18 protein-coding genes and 2 pseudogenes are annotated in these 17,376 nt (G+C 50.5%); 11 read left to right on the top strand and 9 right to left on the bottom strand.

Translation table 11 applies throughout. The annotated features are described in order from the left end of the window. The first annotated feature begins 1 nt into the window (after nucleotide 1). The 4 genes and pseudogenes from ACWKXN_RS19765 to ACWKXN_RS19750 all read left to right on the top strand — a co-directional run. Entirely contained in the window at nucleotides 2–1,114 is a 1,113-nt protein-coding gene (locus tag ACWKXN_RS19765; RefSeq protein ID WP_454544209.1) for a ThiF family adenylyltransferase, read from the top strand. Continuing rightward, on the top strand, nucleotides 1,104–2,411 hold the full coding sequence (locus ACWKXN_RS19760; protein WP_454544208.1) for an MFS transporter: 1,308 nt from the start codon (nucleotides 1,104–1,106) through the stop codon (nucleotides 2,409–2,411). Before ACWKXN_RS19765 ends, ACWKXN_RS19760 begins: the two co-directional genes overlap by 11 nt. Then, on the top strand, nucleotides 2,401–3,342 hold the full coding sequence (locus ACWKXN_RS19755; RefSeq protein ID WP_454544207.1) for a JmjC domain-containing protein: 942 nt from the start codon (nucleotides 2,401–2,403) through the stop codon (nucleotides 3,340–3,342). Before ACWKXN_RS19760 ends, ACWKXN_RS19755 begins: the two co-directional genes overlap by 11 nt. A 615-nt stretch (nucleotides 3,343–3,957) precedes the next feature. After that, nucleotides 3,958–4,179: pseudogene (locus ACWKXN_RS19750) on the top strand (type II toxin-antitoxin system VapC family toxin); the annotation flags it as partial. A gap of 60 nt (nucleotides 4,180–4,239) precedes the next feature. Here the strand turns inward: ACWKXN_RS19750 and ACWKXN_RS19745 are convergent. After that, nucleotides 4,240–4,481: pseudogene (locus ACWKXN_RS19745) on the bottom strand (restriction endonuclease); the annotation flags it as partial. 225 nt (nucleotides 4,482–4,706) lie between these two features. Between ACWKXN_RS19745 and ACWKXN_RS19740 the strand changes: the two are divergent. From ACWKXN_RS19740 to ACWKXN_RS19730, 3 genes are read left to right on the top strand one after another with little or no spacing between them, the layout of a single operon-like run. After that, nucleotides 4,707–5,186 carry a MarR family transcriptional regulator gene (locus tag ACWKXN_RS19740; protein WP_454544206.1) on the top strand — a complete coding sequence of 160 codons (480 nt, stop codon included), beginning with the start codon at nucleotides 4,707–4,709 and terminating at the stop codon, nucleotides 5,184–5,186. After that, nucleotides 5,183–6,382 carry an efflux RND transporter periplasmic adaptor subunit gene (locus tag ACWKXN_RS19735; protein WP_454544205.1) on the top strand — a complete coding sequence of 400 codons (1,200 nt, stop codon included), beginning with the start codon at nucleotides 5,183–5,185 and terminating at the stop codon, nucleotides 6,380–6,382. Before ACWKXN_RS19740 ends, ACWKXN_RS19735 begins: the two co-directional genes overlap by 4 nt. Next, nucleotides 6,372–7,901 (top strand): DHA2 family efflux MFS transporter permease subunit, encoded by a 1,530-nt coding sequence (locus tag ACWKXN_RS19730; protein WP_454544204.1) that lies wholly within the window; start codon nucleotides 6,372–6,374, stop codon nucleotides 7,899–7,901. The genes ACWKXN_RS19735 and ACWKXN_RS19730 overlap by 11 nt, the downstream gene beginning before the upstream one ends. A gap of 236 nt (nucleotides 7,902–8,137) precedes the next feature. Here ACWKXN_RS19730 and ACWKXN_RS19725 read toward each other — a convergent pair whose 3' ends face one another. Beyond that, entirely contained in the window at nucleotides 8,138–9,397 is a 1,260-nt protein-coding gene (locus ACWKXN_RS19725; RefSeq protein ID WP_454544203.1) for a cation:dicarboxylate symporter family transporter, read from the bottom strand. A gap of 110 nt (nucleotides 9,398–9,507) precedes the next feature. Next, entirely contained in the window at nucleotides 9,508–9,933 is a 426-nt protein-coding gene (locus tag ACWKXN_RS19720; protein WP_454544202.1) for a VOC family protein, read from the bottom strand. A 199-nt stretch (nucleotides 9,934–10,132) separates the two neighbouring features. Between ACWKXN_RS19720 and ACWKXN_RS19715 the strand changes: the two genes are divergently transcribed. Next, nucleotides 10,133–11,023, top strand: coding sequence for a LysR family transcriptional regulator (locus tag ACWKXN_RS19715; protein WP_454544201.1), 891 nt, complete (start codon nucleotides 10,133–10,135; stop codon nucleotides 11,021–11,023). Between the two features lie 10 nt (nucleotides 11,024–11,033). Here ACWKXN_RS19715 and ACWKXN_RS19710 read toward each other — a convergent pair whose 3' ends face one another. The 6 genes from ACWKXN_RS19710 to ACWKXN_RS19685 all read right to left on the bottom strand — a co-directional run bounded on the left by ACWKXN_RS19710 (nucleotide 11,034) and on the right by ACWKXN_RS19685 (nucleotide 14,777). Next, the gene (locus ACWKXN_RS19710; RefSeq protein WP_454544200.1) at nucleotides 11,034–11,642 is read right to left on the bottom strand and encodes a flavin reductase family protein; all 609 of its coding nucleotides are present in this window, start codon (nucleotides 11,640–11,642) and stop codon (nucleotides 11,034–11,036) included. Nucleotides 11,643–11,663: 21 nt separating this feature from the next. After that, nucleotides 11,664–12,104 carry an SRPBCC family protein gene (locus ACWKXN_RS19705; protein ID WP_454544199.1) on the bottom strand — a complete coding sequence of 147 codons (441 nt, stop codon included), beginning with the start codon at nucleotides 12,102–12,104 and terminating at the stop codon, nucleotides 11,664–11,666. 11 nt (nucleotides 12,105–12,115) lie between these two features. Next, nucleotides 12,116–12,805, bottom strand: coding sequence for an NAD-dependent dehydratase (locus ACWKXN_RS19700; protein WP_454544198.1), 690 nt, complete (start codon nucleotides 12,803–12,805; stop codon nucleotides 12,116–12,118). Nucleotide 12,806: 1 nt separating this feature from the next. Next, on the bottom strand, nucleotides 12,807–13,466 hold the full coding sequence (locus ACWKXN_RS19695; RefSeq protein ID WP_454544197.1) for an NAD(P)-binding oxidoreductase: 660 nt from the start codon (nucleotides 13,464–13,466) through the stop codon (nucleotides 12,807–12,809). A gap of 325 nt (nucleotides 13,467–13,791) precedes the next feature. Beyond that, nucleotides 13,792–14,175, bottom strand: a complete 384-nt coding sequence (locus ACWKXN_RS19690; protein ID WP_454544196.1) for a nuclear transport factor 2 family protein — start codon at nucleotides 14,173–14,175, stop codon at nucleotides 13,792–13,794. Between the two features lie 35 nt (nucleotides 14,176–14,210). Next, nucleotides 14,211–14,777, bottom strand: coding sequence for a TVP38/TMEM64 family protein (locus ACWKXN_RS19685; RefSeq protein WP_454544195.1), 567 nt, complete (start codon nucleotides 14,775–14,777; stop codon nucleotides 14,211–14,213). Nucleotides 14,778–14,919: 142 nt separating this feature from the next. On the opposite strand from ACWKXN_RS19685, the gene ACWKXN_RS19680 reads away from it, so the two are divergent. The 3 genes from ACWKXN_RS19680 (at nucleotide 14,920) to ACWKXN_RS19670 (ending at nucleotide 17,353) form a co-directional block, all read left to right on the top strand. Next, on the top strand, nucleotides 14,920–15,543 hold the full coding sequence (locus ACWKXN_RS19680; protein WP_454544249.1) for a TetR/AcrR family transcriptional regulator: 624 nt from the start codon (nucleotides 14,920–14,922) through the stop codon (nucleotides 15,541–15,543). Nucleotides 15,544–15,615: 72 nt separating this feature from the next. Beyond that, nucleotides 15,616–16,197: a TetR/AcrR family transcriptional regulator gene (locus ACWKXN_RS19675; RefSeq protein WP_454544194.1), complete on the top strand. Its 582-nt coding sequence runs from the start codon at nucleotides 15,616–15,618 to the stop codon at nucleotides 16,195–16,197. A gap of 52 nt (nucleotides 16,198–16,249) precedes the next feature. Further along, a complete protein-coding gene (locus ACWKXN_RS19670) occupies nucleotides 16,250–17,353 on the top strand; it encodes an alkene reductase (protein WP_454544193.1) in 1,104 nt (367 codons plus the stop codon). The last annotated feature ends 23 nt before the right edge of the window (nucleotides 17,354–17,376 follow it).

Genomic DNA, 17,376 nt, shown 5'->3' with positions numbered 1-17,376 from the left:
CATGAGCCTGTTATCTGAAAACGAAAAAGAATTCTACCTCCGGCATTTTTCTTTACCAGGTTTTGATGTCAGTACGCAGTTAAAAATAAAAAATGCCCGGGTTCTGGTTATCGGTAGCGGTGGGCTGGGGGCACCCTGTTTGCTCTATCTTGCAGGTGCCGGAGTGGGTCATATCGGCATTGTCGATTCGGATGTTATAAGCGCGAGTAATCTTCCAAGACAAGTGTTGTTTGATTATCAGAGCATTGGAGAAAGTAAAGTAGAAAATGCCGCAAGGCGTATTACCTCACTTAATCCATTTATCGACGTTAAGACCTATAACGTCTTCATGAATGTAAAAAATGCTGACGATATAATCAGTCATTATGATATCGTTGTTGATTGTACTGACAATTTTGATGCGAAATATCTCATCAATGATGTTTGTGAGAAGAAACGAACGCCGCTTGTGTACGCTTCTATTTTTCAGTACGAAGGGCAATTAGCTGTATTCCATCATGGCAAGACCGCAGAAACAACGTTGAGCTATCGCGATTTATTCCCGCGCCCGCCTCAATCCGGGTTGCGCGAAAATTGCAGTGACGCGGGCGTGCTGGGCATGTTACCAGGCATCCTGGGGACAATGCAGGCCGGGGAAGTGATAAAGATAATCACGGGGATCGGGGATGTACTTAATGACTCTGTCATGATTTATGACTCACTGAGTAACCGTTCTTCATTATTAAGGCTCAAAAAACGCGGTCATGCAGTCATCAATACGTCCTGTAACGAGTCAGATGAGATTGAAAGCGTCGATTTCAGTCAGCTGATGTCGCTGAAAACCCGGCATGATGATCTGTTCTTATTGGATGTCAGGGAACCAGCGGAAAGGAATGTGATTTCCATTGGGGGAATGCACATCCCATTGCGGGACTTGCCGACAAGAATTGCTGAACTCCCTCAGGATCAGCTCATAGTGTGTTACTGCAAATCAGGAAGCCGGAGCAAACGCGCTATCCTGTTTCTGCAGGATCAGGGATTTACCCGGATCGTTAACCTTAGCGGTGGGATTATGGGGCTGACTCATACCGAAAAACAAGATTTGCGCGAATGGGGTGATCAGCATGAAAGTTGATGCGTTAATGCGTCTTGGTCCCCGTTTCTTCTTGTTGCAAACGGGCACATCGTTGGCCATGGTTTCCGGTCATATTTTCCGCCTGGCCATGGCGTGGTGGTGCCTGCAGGTAACGCACTCGGCGGTCGCCTTTTCTTCACTCATTGCGATTTCAGTTGCCGCTGAAATATACCTAAAACCATTCCTGGCTTCGTTTGGCGATCATTTTAATCGAATAAAATTTATTATAGCCTGCCAGTTCGCAGTTTTAGGGATCATCATGTTATTCTGTCTGGCCAGTTATCTCGATTATTTCAACCTGGCAGCTATTACTTCAGGACTGGTGGTGTTGAGCGCTATATCATCTGTGCGCGAACCGACAATTATGGGGTTAATTCCTGACCTAGTAGCAGAAGGCGATGTGACGCAGGCAATATCGCGCCGGTCGACTATCAACTCCATTATTATGCTGGTAGGCCCCGTGATTGCGGCTTCACTCATTTCATTTTTCTCAGCAGGAATGGCACTGTATTTTTCTGCGATCATTTACATTTTTTCCTGTATTGCTTTTCTCGTTCTATTATCCAAATATAATATTGACGAGAATATTACTGACGTAAAGGAAACCTGGTTCCATAAAACAAAAGGAGGATTTAAAGCGATTTATCATGTTAAATCTGAATTTCATATTGCTTTGGTTTCCACAGTAATTAATTTCACAATGTTTCCTTTCTTTTCCGTGACGATCCCATACTGGATTAATTCTGAATTAAAGCTTCCCGCAACCTATCTTGGTGCATTCGAATTCTCATTTGCTCTGGGGCTTATTGTCAGCAGCCTTTACATTAACAATATTGTAATGGAATGGGCTGGACGTCTTAATAACGTGCTAATTGGATTTATCCTCTTAGGCAGCAGCGTCATGACGATTGTATTGGTGGGTAACATTTATATTTCTATTGCGCTCGCATTCTTTTGCGGAACGGCGTTTATTTTTATCAATGTCAATCTCAGTACACTGCGGGCGACGGCAACTCCACGTGACTACCGGACGAGAATGAGCGCCATGGCTGCTTTTTTATCCAGCCTGGCTAATCCTTTTGGTGTGGGTATTGCTGGTTGGTATATAAGTATGTTGGGTGTGGTTCCGTTTACCGTTATTTCTGGTGCCGTTGTGGTATTGATTGCTCCAGTCATATTATGTTCTTTTCATTTGCGGCGTGCATTGTCACTTAATGAAGCTGAAATGAGAGGGTATTACGAAAAAACCTATCCGCAAGCATTTTATAAACGAGAGGAGCACAACTATGAAGTCTGAAAACTATGCCATTGACGTGCTTCTTGGGCCCGAACGTTTTCAACAATTCATGCATTGTTTTGAAGAAAATAAAGTTTATAAATGTCCGTTTGATGTCCCTGCAAAAGACATTTTGTCTCTTACGGAACTTGAAGAGATTATCAACACTCGACGTCTGTCATTTCCTCGCTGTCGATTAGTGCGTTCTGGAAAGCCGTTAGTGCCTGCGGAATATAATGAACGAAACCACTCGGCAATGGGCGAAGGGATTACCAAACTGATTCCTGAACGGGTAATGAAGGAAATAGAGAACGGTGCCACACTGGCGCTGGATTTTGCTGAGGATCTGTCAACGTCAGTGCGCGCGGTAGCTGACTCATTATCCCTTTTTTTCCAGGAAAGAACAGGGGCAACCGTTTTTTTCAGTGTAGGTAATACAAAAGGATTCACCACGCACTGGGATAACAGCGACACGTTAGTTTTTCAACTGAGTGGCAAGAAAAAATGGCATCTATATGAGTCTGATTTTGCCTTCCCGGTTGCAGAAAATAAACCAGCAATGCCAGTCCCGGATGAGAGGCCAAGTGAAAGTTTTATTCTCAATGCGAACGAATTTCTTTATCTGCCGCGCGGACAGTGGCATGCACCTGAGCCATGTAATTCACATTCTCTCCATATATCATTTGCATTTCGCAGGCGAAATGGTATCGATTTTGTTAAATATTTGCTGCCGCAACTGGCATCATATCTGCCGCTCAGAAAAGACATAAATAAACAGGCTGATGAAGCTGAGCAGAAGATCTATATCGAGACGGTGCGTTCAGTATTTGACAATATTATCACTGCGGACAATCTAAAAGCCTTTCTGGCTTCCTGCCAGTCCAGACAATTTGTCACACCCTTCGTTCTGCTGCAAGAATTGACAGGTAAGCATAATGGAGAGACTGAATAGCTATTTATTGTGATATCGTACTGCATATCAGCAGTAAACAAACTTAAAAAAATGCCTGCTGAATCAGCAGGCCAGGAAGCAAGGAAATGTCAGTTCTGTAACAAAGCGTCCTTCCCGTCTGTCCGAGCTACTGGTTCGCCAGGAAAGCAGCGATGCTTTATCATCAGTTTATTTATAGCAGCTCCTTCAGAAACCGGAAACTCGCCGATTATGAGCGGGTTTAATGCCAGGACACGTTGATCCAGTCAGTAAAGCCCCACGGATACCATTGCGGTTCTCGAGCCATGCAACCGGCTGATGCGTGTTCGTCTGGCTGGCATCGATGCGCCGGAAATGAGCCAGCCTTTGGTCAATGCTCCCGGCAAGCCCCCCTCACAGGTGGTCGCACAGCGTACTTCACCTTCGCAGTACGTTTACGGTTGGTTGCCTGGTATGCTGTGGCGGGACGCGACGGATGCGAATACCACCCGAGCCGCAACGGACTGGTCGTTGCATAACGGTACCGGGGAAAACCAATCCGGACAGACCATGTTGTCCTTGAAGCCGAAGCCCGTCGGCACACGACCGATCTCTTGTCAGCCCCCTGTAGCTGGCTGTTCTGTGAAATCAGCCTATATTGAACTGGTTGACACGTTCTGTGCCCGACTTGATGCTATCCTGTCCTGTGACCGCGTAGCTGTCGATGTCACCACAGACATCCGGGGCGCGCTGCGCCTCGCCGGGACACCGATCGGCCCGAACGACATGGCGATCACCGGTCACGCCATTGCCGCCAGTGCCGTACTGGTGACAAACAATGTGAGAGAGTTTGAGCGGGTGCCGGGTCTGGCGCTGTAAGACTGGGCGAGGTAAGTTGCGTGCTCAGTGTATATATCCGGATACTTCCGGCACGTTACATCAGCGTGCCGGATATGTGTTCTTAAGTGTGTAAATCCTGTCAAACTCCACATAAGGCTCGCCCGTTTCGGCTTCGTGCCGGAATTCTGATTCCTGAAGATCTGGCAATGCAATTCCATTGCTCAGAGAATGATAAAGGTCATAACCACTGACACAAATAACCCGTTTCCCTTTGCCGAGGCAGTAAACCCCATCCAGTTGAGAAACTCGCTCCGCGCCTATGAAGCTTTGGTACTGAGCCTACTCATCGTTGTAAACCTGCTCTAAACATATCCTGCAGACACCGTTCCACAGACTCTCATGAAAAGTGCAAATCTAGGATTCTCACTACAGGAAACGCCAGTAAAGATTGGACTCTAAACAAACGAGTACCTGTTTTTCACTCTGTGCTGTTTAATGCCATTTACATTGACAAATATCTGCCTGGTCAGTAGTTTTGTCGCGAAATCACTGACCAGGCAGATATTATGAACAAAAGCGTCTCTATTCCCCTTATTTCATTGAACTTAGGTTTGCTGATTCATCTTGCTAATCAGTTTAAGGATCAGCTCATCACTCAGTATTTCTCTCCCTTAGGAATTACGAGTGCGCAATTTAACGTATTAATCAGCATATATAAGGGATTTAACAGCCCGGTTGAAGTCAGTAAAAACCTGTTTATGGATACCGGAGCTATGAGTCGTATGGTTGAGCGCATGGTCAGACGAGAACTCATCATAAAGAGCGTAAACCCTGGTGATAAGCGTCAGGTTATCCTGACGCTTACCCTCAAAGGGCAACAGATATGTGAAATGTTCCAAAGCGAAGCGCTTCAGTCCATCCTTGGTGCCCTGAGCGAGCGCCTGACAGCGGAAGAGTCAGCACAACTTATTAAGTTACTTATCAAAATGCTTCCTGATGAGATAACTGCACGCCATCCTGAATTTTCTGAATTAGGTTCAAAATGACTACTCCTAATGACCAGGTTAAAAAAGAACCGGGTACACGCAAGCGGAACTTCGCAATTGTTTTTATTCTTCTTCTGGTGACTGCAGCAGGGTGCCTGGCATGGTACATGCTTTATGCCCGCTATTACGAAACCACCGATGACGCTTACGTTAACGGAAACCAGGTTACGCTAACGCCACAAATTAACGGAACAGTAACACAGGTCAGCGCTGATGAAGGCGACTACGTGGAGAAAGGACAACCTCTGGTTCAGCTTGACCCCAGCGATACTCAAATCGCTCTCCAACAGGCGGAAGCCAGCCTTGCGAACACTGTACGTCAGGTCCGGGGACTTTATAGCACTGCGGATAATTATCGTGCACAGGTTGTCGCTAAGCAGGTCGCGCTGCAAACAGCCCAAAGCGATTATGCTCGTCGACAAAAAATTTTTTCGACCGGCGCCATTGCCGCAGAGGATTTGTCCCACTATCGCGATGCAGTAACCAGCGCACGGAGTGACCTGGTCGCCGCACAGCAGGCGCTGCGTACTAACCTTGCAATGGTGGATGACACAGTGATTGATAGTCATCCTGAGATAAAAAGTGCGGTAGCAACGCTGCGCCAGCGTTACCTGGATCACGCCCGCAGCACTATCGTCGCACCGGTGAGCGGTTTTATCGCCAGACGTGCCGTTCAGCTGGGTATGCGGGTCGAATCCGGGGCCACTATGATGTCCATTGTTCCGTTAGATCAGGTCTGGGTGGATGCCAACTTTAAAGAGAGCCAGATGAAGAGCATGCGTCTGGGGCAACAAGTGACGCTGTCCTCCGATCTTTACGGCGAGAACGTAGAGTATCACGGTGTGATTGAAAGCCTTGGTATTGGTACCGGCAGCGCTTTCTCGCTCTTGCCCGCACAAAATGCCAGTGGTAACTGGATCAAAATCGTCCAGCGCCTTCCTGTGCGCATCAGGCTCAGCCCGCATGATATGCAGAAATACCCGTTGCGTATCGGTCTGTCAATGGTTGCTCGCGTGGACATTCGAGATAACGAAGGTCAGCTGCTGCCACAAAAAACGGTGGCCACCCCGCGGTTTACCACTGATGTGTATCAGAATGCGTTAGAAAATGCTGATCGCCTGGTGTCAAAGATCCTTCATGACAATGGGCCGGTGTTATCGTCAGACTCCCGCCAGGAGGGGAGTGATGCAAGATAAGTCGGCGTTTACGCCACCCAATCTGCTGCTGGCGACGATTGCGCTTTCACTGGCTACTTTTATGCAAGTGCTTGATACGACTATTGCCAATGTTGCATTGCCCACTATCGCCGGTAACCTGGGTGTCAGTGCGGATCAGGGCACCTGGGTGATCACTTCGTTTGCGGTATGTAACGCCATTGCGCTGCCCCTGACTGGCTGGTTCACCCGCCGCTTTGGCCAGTTGAAGCTGTTCATTGGTTCGGTAGCGTTGTTTACCCTGACCTCGTTCCTTTGCGGCTTTGCGCACAGCATGTCCGAACTGATTTTTTTCCGCGCTCTGCAGGGGTTTTTCGCCGGACCGATGTTCCCGATGTGTCAGACACTGCTACTGGTGATCTTCCCGACCAGCAGGCGCAGCATGGCCCTGGCATTGCTAGCTATGGTCACTGTGGTGGCGCCAATTGTCGGCCCCATTACCGGGGGATGGATAACCGATAACTACTCATGGCCGTGGATCTTTTATATTAATGTGCCAATTGGGATATTCGCTGTAATTGTGGTCTGGATACAGTTACATAAACGCGAAGAAACTACGGTTCGTTCACCCATCGATTATATTGGGATTGGATTACTGGTGCTTGGTGTCGGCCTGCTGCAGGTGGTGCTGGATAAAGGAAACGATCTCGACTGGTTCAATGCGACGGAAATAAGCGTGATGTCAGTGGTTTCGGCTGTCGCACTGGTTTCATTTGTAATATGGGAACTGGGAGAACGACATCCGATCGTCAACCTGCGGTTATTCAAAGATCGCAATTTCGCTATCGGCACTGCAACGCTGACGCTGGGTTATGCCGCGTTCTTCGCCATCAATATCATCCTGCCACAGTGGCTGCAAACTCAGATGGGGTATACCGCTATCTGGGCCGGACTGGCCGCCGCTCCCATGGGATTTCTTCCCCTGTTGCTAACGCCCTTTATTGGTCGCTATGCACACAAGGTGGATTTACGTATCCTCGCCACGCTTTCGTTCCTGACAATGGGAGCCTCTTGCCTCATTCGCGCGCAATTCAACACAAGCGTGGACTTTCGTACTATTGCTGAAGTGCAGATGTTTATGGGCATTGGTGTGGCATTTTTCTTTATGCCAATCACGACTATTATTTTGTCGAACCTTCAGGGGGCTCTGGTCGCTGAAGGCTCTGGTCTGGCTACATTTTTCCGCGTACTTGGCGGTTCTTTTGCCTCTTCCCTGACCACCTGGATTTGGTTCCGCCGCGAGATTTATCACCATGCCAACCTCTCCGAAAGCGTTACGGTATACAACCCGGCGGCAATAGACTATCTCCATAAAATGGGCGGCATAACGCAGCAGAATCTGGCTTCAGTTGATAAAACCGTAGAACAGCAGGCCTATATGATGTCAACCATTGACTACTTCTGGTTGCTCGGTTGGGGTTTTATGATCCTGATGGTGTTGATTTGGTTTGCACGTCCCCCTTTTGTCCGATCCGCCGCCTCATCGGCCGCCGGGCATTAATAACAAGACGGGATAAGCATTACACGCCAGTGATGAACTTTTATACTGTCGCTTTATGGCTGATGTATATCTGTTCCATCTTCAGTTCGCAGGAGTTGCTCAAGTACGATAGCTGGCAGGCGCGGTTCCGGATGAAGAGGCTTCCACCAATTCATCCGGGCAGCCAAGGCATCTGGTGTTATTTTTTAAAGGATTTATAGATGAAGGGGGGACAAGTCCCCGCCTTTTAAACCCGGTCAGTTTTTCTTTATCTCCATTGATACGCCCGAAATCGTAACACTCTCTTTTTCCCACCGGTTAATAACAAGCGGTGCAACCACATTTCCCAACACGTTGAGTGTCGTGGTTCCACTGTCGATGATGCGAAATATACCGGCTATCAGCGCTACAGCATCCAGCGGAAGGCCAGCTGAGGCAAGCGTCGCGGACAGGATAAGGATGGCAAATCCCGGTACGCCGGCAGCCCCTTTGGAAGTCAGCACCATGGTGACGACCAGAATGACCTGCTGCATCAGCGTAAGATCAATACCATAGAGCTGTGCAACAAATATGGTAGCCACACCGAGAAAGATTGAGGCTCCATCAAGGTTAAACGCATAGCCAACCGGCACGACAAAGCTGACAATACGTCCCGGGATACCGTAACGCTCGAGTTTATACATCAGCTGCGGCATAACGGCTGCGGATGCGGCACTGGAAAAGGCCAGCACCAGTTCCTGGCGAAAATGCTTTATCAGTCTGAAGATGTTTTCCCCAATCATCAAACAGATACCACCCAGGACTATCAGGGCAAACAAAATCAGGCCGAGATAGACGGTGCCGACGAGCTTGAGAAGAGGCAATAGCGAGGCAAAACCAAACGTCGATACGGTAGCACCTATCATGCCAAATACCCCTACTGGTGCATATGCCATAACAATCGACACCACCCGAAACATACCGTCTGACACGCTCTGAAGGACGTTAAGTATTGGCGCTGTTTTTTCACGGGGCAGGCCGTTGAGTGCCAGACCAAACAGAACGGCAAAGAACAGTACCGACAGCAGTTTACCTTCCGAGAGCGCAACGAACAGGTTATCGGGCACAATATTCTGCAGGATCACCAGTGCCCCCCGGGCCGGTTCCAGTTTCATGTGTCCGTCGCCATGCGTCATACCCTGTATACTGGTTCCCTCGCCCGGTGCAATCAGATTGGCCAGGATCAGCCCGAAAACGATTGCCAGCCCGGTGACAGCAAAGAAATATCCCAGTGATTTGATGCCCATCCTGCCAAAAGATTTATTGTCTCCACTGCCGGTGATCCCCAGGATCATGCAGCAGAATACAATCGGCACCACCACCATTTTCATCATTCTGATGAAAATATCGCCCAGCGGCCTGAGAATTTCGTGACTGACCCACTGCTGGTATTGCGGATGTGTGTTGAAATACCATCCGACAATAATGCCCAGTATCAGCCCAATAACTATCTGCCATACCAGTGTTATTTTTTTCATGTCCAGCCCTCAAATTAAACAAGGCAACCTTTGCCGGAAGTCAGCAAAAGTCACTCGAGATACATGCGGGTGAAAAAGATGCGGCACGGCACGTAGCCGTGCGCGGAGGGTTATTTTGCGAAAAGCTGGCTGATATCTTTGAACGCCTTGAATTCCAGCGCATTACCGCAGGGATCGAAAAGAAACATGGTGGCCTGTTCCCCGATCTGGCCTTTAAAACGGATGTAAGGCTCAATCACAAATTTTGTACCGAAGGACCTGAGACGTTCCGCCAGTGCTTCCCATTCATCCCACTTCAGAACGATACCAAAATGTGGCACCGGCACGTCGTGGCCATCAACGGGATTGGAATGAACACTTTCCTGAGACGCAGTTTTGGGATGTTCATGGATCACCAGCTGATGTCCATAAAAGTCAAAATCCACCCATTGCTCGCTGGAGCGTCCTTCACGCAGTCCAAACACTTCACCGTAGAAACGGCGGGTTTCCTTCAAATCATAAACCGGGATTGCCAGATGAAAGGGAGAAAGGCTCATATTTACATCCTCACAATGTTGTCGTTGTTGTTAATGTTAATTTTCTGATTTCAATAGCGTAATTCCATTTCCTGGACCGTGGTCTTTATGGTCATCCATTAACACAATTGTCACAACCGAGCTTATAAATAATTTAAATTGATTTAAATCAATATTTATCTTTATATAGTACAAATTATTTTTGTGATTTGGCGGAACCATGATACGTGAACTGAAAACGTTTCTGACGGTGGCTAAAGAAGGTACATTTGCCGCTGCGGGTAATAAAATTGGGCTGACTCAAGCCGCCGTCAGTGCCCAGATGCAGCGACTTGAGGCTGATTTAAACTTTCCGCTGTTTGATCGTTCAGGAAGAACTGCCCGTCTGAATCACAAAGGAATGCTGCTTGTGTCCCAGGCACAGGAACTGCTTGCCTTGTATGACGGGCTGGGCAAGCGATTGAATGGGACGACTGTCGGTAAAACTGTGACAATTGGCGCTATAGCCTCCGTACAGCGCACTTTACTTCCCGATGCGCTGACATTGTTCTGTAAACAAAGCTCAGGGTGTCGTATCCGCGTTGTACCGGGCCTGTCGATGGAGTTAATTAATCTCGTCGATGCTGGCGAAATTGATATGGCAGCCGTATTAAAGCCACCTTTCCCTCTGCCGCAGGCTCTGCAGTGGACTCCCCTGGCGCATGAGCCCTTTCATCTCATCGTGCCAAAAGCCGTCACAGGGGATGATATTGGCGAGTTACTGACCGGGCAGCCGTTCATTCGTTACGATCGTTCTTCTTTCGGCGGGCGCCTTGTCGATCGTTTTTTGCGGGAGAGGAATTTTAACGTGACGGAAATATGTGAAGTCGACGAGCTGGAGGCGATCCTCAAGCTCGTCAGTAACGGTGTGGGTGTCGCACTGTTACCTCAGACCGCAGCCTGGCATCGCTGGCCATCAACGGTAAGAGTGCTCAGTCTGGGTTCCCACGTTTTTTATCGGGATGTCGGATTGATTCATCGTCCACTGGAGAGTGTGGATGACGAGGTACGGCGTATTTCAGAGCAGATTATCCAGTTAGCGCAAAAAAAGAGCCGCAAGCCAAAGGAATGAATCCTCGATCTCAGCCCTGCGGGGCACCTGGCGTCAGTGCTGGCGCATCCGGGATATCCAGCGCGTCACCGGTCGTATAAAAATGTCCGCCGGCAATATAGTGCAGACTTTTCCAGTCTGCCGGCAGGTGCTCAAATTGCCAGTGTCCGTCCCGGAAGACGCGACTGTCTGCCCACGCTGCTTTTATCTCTCCGATGAACAAATCATATGTCTTCTGATTATGTTCTTCAGGGATCAGTTCGCAGTACAGCCATGCAGCACATCCTGATACCAGCGGCACATTGAGGCCGGGAAGCGTAAACAATGAAATACCCGCTTTGACGAGCTTGTCCTGCTCACTGTGTCGGGTATGCGTCCCCAGACGGTAAACGAGCGCGGCCTGAGAAGCCACGGGCACCTGAATCACAAAGGCACGGCTGTGTTCAATAAGCTTGCGGGTATAGGCGGCTTTATCCAGCACCACGGTAAGCCTGGCGGGCTGATAGTCAAGAGCACATACCCATGACGCAGCCATGACGTTCTCCGTACCCTCATGCTGTGCTGATACAAGGGTTGCCGGACCATGATTAATCAGACGATATGCCCTGCTCAGATCGACTGCTTTTATATACTCATTCATCTTAGGCACTCCGCTGAGCATTCACTGGTTTTCCAGAAATTTCGCCAGGCTTTTGTGACCCGAGGCAATCAGCGCCATCACAGTGGCCTCCATTTTCGGTGCATCATCAGAAGAACGGGCCTCAAAACTTGCCTGCCAGGCAATGACCGTTTCACTTCGCCCTGACAACGGTATCAGGCTCACGGTGGCCACATAGTTATCTACGGGAAGGGGAGATTCGATGAAGCGGTAGGAAAAAGTCTGCCGGCCCTCATCCACCATCAGCAGCTGTTCCCGAAGGACGGCGCCATCGTCAAGGACCAGACGACGCTTACAGCCTGGCAGTCCATCCGGCTGGTTTTCTTCAATTCCGCTGCTGCGAATGGACGGATGCCATTCACTGATCCGGCCAAACTGACGAAGCGTCTGCCAGACGCGGTCAGCGTTAGCCTGTACGGTGGCATTAAATTTCACTACTGGCATAACAAATACCTTCAATATGTTTTGTGTTGTCCAGCCATTTCTTCAGCCGGGACAACGATGATCCCGGGCTGTGGCTGCAGGACCGACTGAATAAGTCGTGCGGCAATTTCCGGGGCCGGGTTAAGATGCCAGCGACGCGGTAAAAGCGGGGCAAATGCTGTCAGGGCGAATTTCAGCACCGTTTCACCTGGCCGGGAATCCTGTCTGGCACCGCCTATGACCCCTGGCCGTACAAACGTGAGCGACTCGAAATCTTCCTGCCCCAGCGCCTGCTCAAGTTCTCCTTTAACGCGATGATAAAAAAAGCATGCGTTCGGGCTGGCCCCTGCTGCTGATGTCAGCGCAAAGGCTGACGCTCCGCGGGCGCGGGCCAGGCGGGCAAACGTCAGCGGATATTCGTAATCGACCTGGCGAAAGGCGTCCCGGCTCCCGGCTTTTTTGATGGTCGTGCCAAGAGCACAGATAACCGCATCCACCTCCCATTCCCGGGCATCTGCATCAATATTTGCAAAGTCGGGTTGCGGATTGATGAGTTTTCTCAGGCCAGCATAGCCTTGTGTAAGCGGCTTTCGCGTCGGGGCTATAAGGGTTGAGACAGCGGTGCAGGCCAGCGCCTGCCTGAGGACATGACTGCCAACCAGACCGGTGGCACCGAGCAGGAGCAGACGAATTCCGGGCTCCTGCGTTAAGGGTGGGGTCACGTCAGTATCCCGCCATTTTCTGTACAGCTTCCCTCACCGGAACGTCTCCGGCGGTAAGCTCAATGATGACGCGGCTTACCGCAGGCTGCTCAATGATTTCTGCCAGCGTGGCCGCTACGTCGTCACGGGAAACATCTCCATAAGGAATGGCGAGTCCTGCCCGGATGCGACCAGTTCCTGCCTCGTCCCGAAGCGTACCAGGCCGTAAAATCACCCAGTCCAGTTCGCTTTGTACCAGCGCCACGTCGGCCATTTTTTTAACACGCATATAATTTTCAAAGGTGTCAGAAACAGTCTCTCCCCGCAACGCTTCCGGGAAGGCCGAGACCAGGAGAAAACGTGATACGCCTGCCTGAAGGGCAGCAGCAACGGCAGTTTTTAGCCCTTCGCCGTCTACAGCATTAGTCATTTCCGCGCCCCCCTTACCGCCAGCCCCTGCGGTGAAGACCACGACGTCACTGCCTTTAAGATGCGCAGCGAGGGAGGTGGCATCAAGTTCCGTGAGACTTCCCGATACGGGTTCAGCGCCCAGTTCGCGTAATAAGGCGTCCTGCCCGGGATTACGGTTCAGGGCCCGGACGGTATGTCCTTTGCCGGACAGGATTTTACTCAGACGCCGGCCCACCTGGCCTGCGCCACCGATAATGAAAATATGGGTCATAAACGACTCCTCCTCATATTCAGAGGTTTACACATACTCCGACAGCGTCAGTATGCCCTGGTGCTCAGCCTTCACGCTGATGACAGGCTTTTGCAGTCACCTGCAGGTTATATCCTGATCAAGATCAGGTAGTCACTGTCACCGGAGCCAGCCGGATCCCGATTTCAGATGCACGGTCGCCCAAAGCACCGGGATGCCGTATCGGTAACCGGCTGGTTATCTTCAACAGGTTCCGCTTTGATGTTTTTTTGTTCATCTACGGGGCCTCTGCGAAGCAGCCCGCAGGGAATGCAGGCTGCATCATTCAACTGACAGGCATACCTGCTTAGGGTGCGACGTGGGTGTGATAGATTTTACTTACCACCGTCCACTGACCATTTACTTTCAACAGGTTAAAAAAGTCGGTGAAGCGGAACCCAGAAATGTCATCTGTATCGATACGAGCGCTGGCAGCCGTGCCCACAATATCGACGCGGACAATGGCCGCTTTTGCTTCCGGAGAAGGGCGGAAGGCGGTGTCAATAATATCAAACAGTCCCTGAATCGGACCGCCGGTGAGTTTACCGTCGCCGTCCACACCGAAAATAGTGGCCTGATCGCTGAAGGCAGGTTTCATCAACTCACTCTTCGCCTGTTTTCCACCTTCGTTGTACTGATTCAGTACTGCAATGATCGCATTGTAATCCTGCACGTAGGTTGTATCTGTCATGTCTATATCTCCGTTTTAGTAAGCAGGGGATTCGTTCAGAACCCCGTTTTTTTTCGTATGCTTCGTTGAAGCAAATACATGAGCAACAGGCCCGTCAGTACGCCTGCGCATCCGGTTAACACACTGGTGTTGTGCATAAATTCCACGGGCGAAAAGCCACCCTGAATCACCGTGTTCACATCTGACACAGCAGCCCCCGCACCGGCATAAATAAACGTGCCTGGGATCAGACCCGGCACCGTTGCAGCCAGGTACCTTCTGAACGACATACCGCTCGCCCCAAGGCTGTAGTTAAGCAGGGCAAACGGCACTACCGAACTCAGACGCAGCAGCAGAACCATCGCAGTGCCGTTTTGCTGCGTCAGCAAAAGGCCCTTATTCAGGTAGCGATTCCTGACAGCAAGCCGGGCAGCAAGCGGAAAAAGGCGGCTCTTTCCCAGCGCGAAAGCCAGCACTGAAGACATCATCCCTCCCAGCAGTGCAATCAGCGTTCCGCCCGTCACGCCAAAAAGCCAGCCTGCCAGGGCAGTCAGTATTGAAGCGGGAAAAAACAACAGCGTTCCCGCGATAAAAACCGTGATAAACAGCGCTGCGCCTGCCATGCCTGCAGACTGCACATACAGCATCAGAGAGGAGAGGAGTACTGTCATTGGCTTCTCAATATTCTGTAGCGTTCACTATGGAATGTTTTTATTGTATAGTGATCGCTATATAAAGTGTCAAGAGAATGTTTGAGTGACAGAGATGAAAGACTGCGAACTGCATGCCGGAGTGGAAAAGCCAAAAGGCAGGCCAAGAAGCTTCGACCGGGACCAGGCACTACTGAGAGCGCTGGATCTTTTCTGGCGTAAAGGCTATGAGCCATCTTCGGTGGCTGAACTTTGCGCTGCGATGGAAATCAATCCCCCGAGCCTCTATGCCGCTTTTGGCAACAAGGCAAAACTGTTCATTGAAGCCGTGAACTACTATGAGCGTACGTACTGGAAAGCCACCTGGGAACAGCTGGAAGAGGGACAGGATGTATACGTGGCCATTGAAACATTTTTTCGCGACGCGGCAGATATCCTGATTTCACCGTCAGCCCCGTGTGGCTGTATGGTGGTTCTTGCGGCCATTAATGTGTCAGCGGACTCATCCGATGTTGTCAGGGCAGTGAGTGAACTCAGGCAGGAAGGAAAAGACCTGTTTGAAAGGAGGCTGATCAGGGCTGTACAGGAAAAGCAGCTGCCGGAAGATACAAATACTGCCGGCCTGGCGACGGTTCTGAACACGCTGCTGGAGGGTATGTCCATCGAAGCGAAGGATGGTGCCACGGCGGGTACCCTGCATATGATCGGTCAGCACGCTGTCAGGTTGCTGCCCCGATGAGGGGGCGATCGCACAAATTAAATATTAAATAACTAGACGACCGGTCAGTTTTTTAGTTACAGTATCCGTACTATGAAAAAACACACACCCGATATGCGTCAGCACATCATCGATGTGGCGAGAGCATTAATCACCCACAAAGGCTACAGTGCCGTGGGGATTGCCGAAATTGTTAACGCAGCCGGCATCCCTAAGGGGTCCTTTTATTATTACTTCAAGTCCAAGGAAGAGTTCGCGGAATCCCTGCTTGAACACTATTTCGTTCATTACCTTCAGCAGGTGGACACGGCCCTTGCGGGTAACGGGGACGCCAGGGAACGACTGATTCACTACTTCAGATTCTGGAGAGTCACGCAGGGGGCTGATCTGCCGGAAAGTAAATGTCTTGTCGTCAAGCTGGGCGCAGAAGTCTGCGATCAGTACGACAGCATGCGAAACGTTCTGGCAGCTGGCACAAAAAAAATCGTGCACAAAATTGCAGAGTGCATACGTGAAGGACAGCACGACGGCTCTCTCACGGCGGCGCCTGATGCCGAAGAACTGGCAGAAGAACTCTACCAGCTCTGGCTGGGTGCTTCTCTCATGGCAAAAATCCATTCGCCTGAAAAGGCATTTGATAAAGCGATGAATGCGACCATGCGGCTGCTTGCGTAGCCGTATTTTTTTAATCAAATACTAGACGACCGGTCAACTACCAGGAGTAATTATGACTGACAACAGTACCCGTACCGATTTATTTTCCCCTGTCACTATGGGACACCTTCAGCTGGCTAACCGTATCGTAATGGCCCCGGTCACCCGCAGCCGCTACGGTGAGGATGGTGTGCCTGATGAACTTCATGCGACCTATTATGCTCAGCGAGCCAGTGCTGGCCTGATTATCTCTGAAGCTACCAACATTTCAGCTCAGGGCCGTGGCTATGCGGCTACGCCGGGGATCTGGAGCGAAGAGCAGGTTGCCGGCTGGAAGAAAGTTACCGACGCCGTCCACGCTGAAGGCGGCAAAATTGTCTGCCAGCTCTGGCACGTGGGCCGTTTTTCAAGCGTGGAGTTGCAGCCGAATGGAGAACGTCCGGTAGCACCTTCTGCTATCAAAGCTGAAGGGCAGACTTACACGGTGAATGGTTTTGTCCCGGTTTCCACCCCGCGCGCGCTCGGGACAGACGAAATCCCCGGCATTATTGAGCAATACAAACGTGCGGCAGAAAACGCCCTGCGCGCAGGCTTTGACGGCGTGGAGGTTCACTCAGCCAACAGCTATCTTCTCGATCAGTTCTTGCGGGATTCCACAAACCATCGCACCGATGCTTACGGCGGCTCAGTAGAGAACCGTGCCCGCCTGACACTGGAGGTTACGGAAGCCATCGTCAATATCTGGGGTAGCGACAGAGTCGGCATTCGTCTCTCTCCGGTAACGCCGGATGCGGGAAATACTCCGCCGGACAGTAATGTTATGGCCATGTATGGCTATCTCATTAAACAACTGAACCGCTTTAACCTGGCATACCTGCACTTCGTCGAAGGGGCAACTGCCACCTCCCGGGAGGTGCCGGCAGACGTGGATATGGACGCGCTGAGCGCCCTCTTTACTGGTCCGTTCATTGGAAATAACAACTATGACCTTGAAATGGCCATCAGCCGCCGGAATGCAGGGATCATTGACGCTGTTGCCTTTGGTCGCCTGTTTATCTCCAACCCGGATCTGGTGAAGCGCCTGCGCTACGGGGCCGAACTAACCATCGCGCCGAAAGAGGCCTACTACGGCGGCGGTGCCAAAGGCTATACGGACTGGCCGGAAGGGAACTACTGATAAACGTGTCGGCGGGCTTTTTC

Source organism: Enterobacter sp. UPMP2060, from assembly GCF_053709655.1.
This window is presented reverse-complemented; position numbering and strand designations above follow the sequence as displayed.

Excerpts from the sequence above, each read along its gene's own strand:
- ACWKXN_RS19765 (WP_454544209.1), top strand. The coding sequence starts at position 2 with ATGAGCCTGTTATCTGAAAACGAAAAAGAATTCTACCTCCGGCATTTT.
- ACWKXN_RS19760 (WP_454544208.1), top strand. The coding sequence starts at position 1,104 with ATGAAAGTTGATGCGTTAATGCGTCTTGGTCCCCGTTTCTTCTTGTTG.
- ACWKXN_RS19755 (WP_454544207.1), top strand. The coding sequence starts at position 2,401 with ATGAAGTCTGAAAACTATGCCATTGACGTGCTTCTTGGGCCCGAACGT.
- ACWKXN_RS19740 (WP_454544206.1), top strand. The coding sequence starts at position 4,707 with ATGAACAAAAGCGTCTCTATTCCCCTTATTTCATTGAACTTAGGTTTG.
- ACWKXN_RS19735 (WP_454544205.1), top strand. The coding sequence starts at position 5,183 with ATGACTACTCCTAATGACCAGGTTAAAAAAGAACCGGGTACACGCAAG.
- ACWKXN_RS19730 (WP_454544204.1), top strand. The coding sequence starts at position 6,372 with ATGCAAGATAAGTCGGCGTTTACGCCACCCAATCTGCTGCTGGCGACG.
- ACWKXN_RS19725 (WP_454544203.1), bottom strand. The coding sequence starts at position 9,397 with ATGAAAAAAATAACACTGGTATGGCAGATAGTTATTGGGCTGATACTG.
- ACWKXN_RS19720 (WP_454544202.1), bottom strand. The coding sequence starts at position 9,933 with ATGAGCCTTTCTCCCTTTCATCTGGCAATCCCGGTTTATGATTTGAAG.
- ACWKXN_RS19715 (WP_454544201.1), top strand. The coding sequence starts at position 10,133 with ATGATACGTGAACTGAAAACGTTTCTGACGGTGGCTAAAGAAGGTACA.
- ACWKXN_RS19710 (WP_454544200.1), bottom strand. The coding sequence starts at position 11,642 with ATGAATGAGTATATAAAAGCAGTCGATCTGAGCAGGGCATATCGTCTG.
- ACWKXN_RS19705 (WP_454544199.1), bottom strand. The coding sequence starts at position 12,104 with ATGCCAGTAGTGAAATTTAATGCCACCGTACAGGCTAACGCTGACCGC.
- ACWKXN_RS19695 (WP_454544197.1), bottom strand. The coding sequence starts at position 13,466 with ATGACCCATATTTTCATTATCGGTGGCGCAGGCCAGGTGGGCCGGCGT.
- ACWKXN_RS19690 (WP_454544196.1), bottom strand. The coding sequence starts at position 14,175 with ATGACAGATACAACCTACGTGCAGGATTACAATGCGATCATTGCAGTA.
- ACWKXN_RS19685 (WP_454544195.1), bottom strand. The coding sequence starts at position 14,777 with ATGGCAGGCGCAGCGCTGTTTATCACGGTTTTTATCGCGGGAACGCTG.
- ACWKXN_RS19680 (WP_454544249.1), top strand. The coding sequence starts at position 14,920 with ATGAAAGACTGCGAACTGCATGCCGGAGTGGAAAAGCCAAAAGGCAGG.
- ACWKXN_RS19675 (WP_454544194.1), top strand. The coding sequence starts at position 15,616 with ATGAAAAAACACACACCCGATATGCGTCAGCACATCATCGATGTGGCG.
- ACWKXN_RS19670 (WP_454544193.1), top strand. The coding sequence starts at position 16,250 with ATGACTGACAACAGTACCCGTACCGATTTATTTTCCCCTGTCACTATG.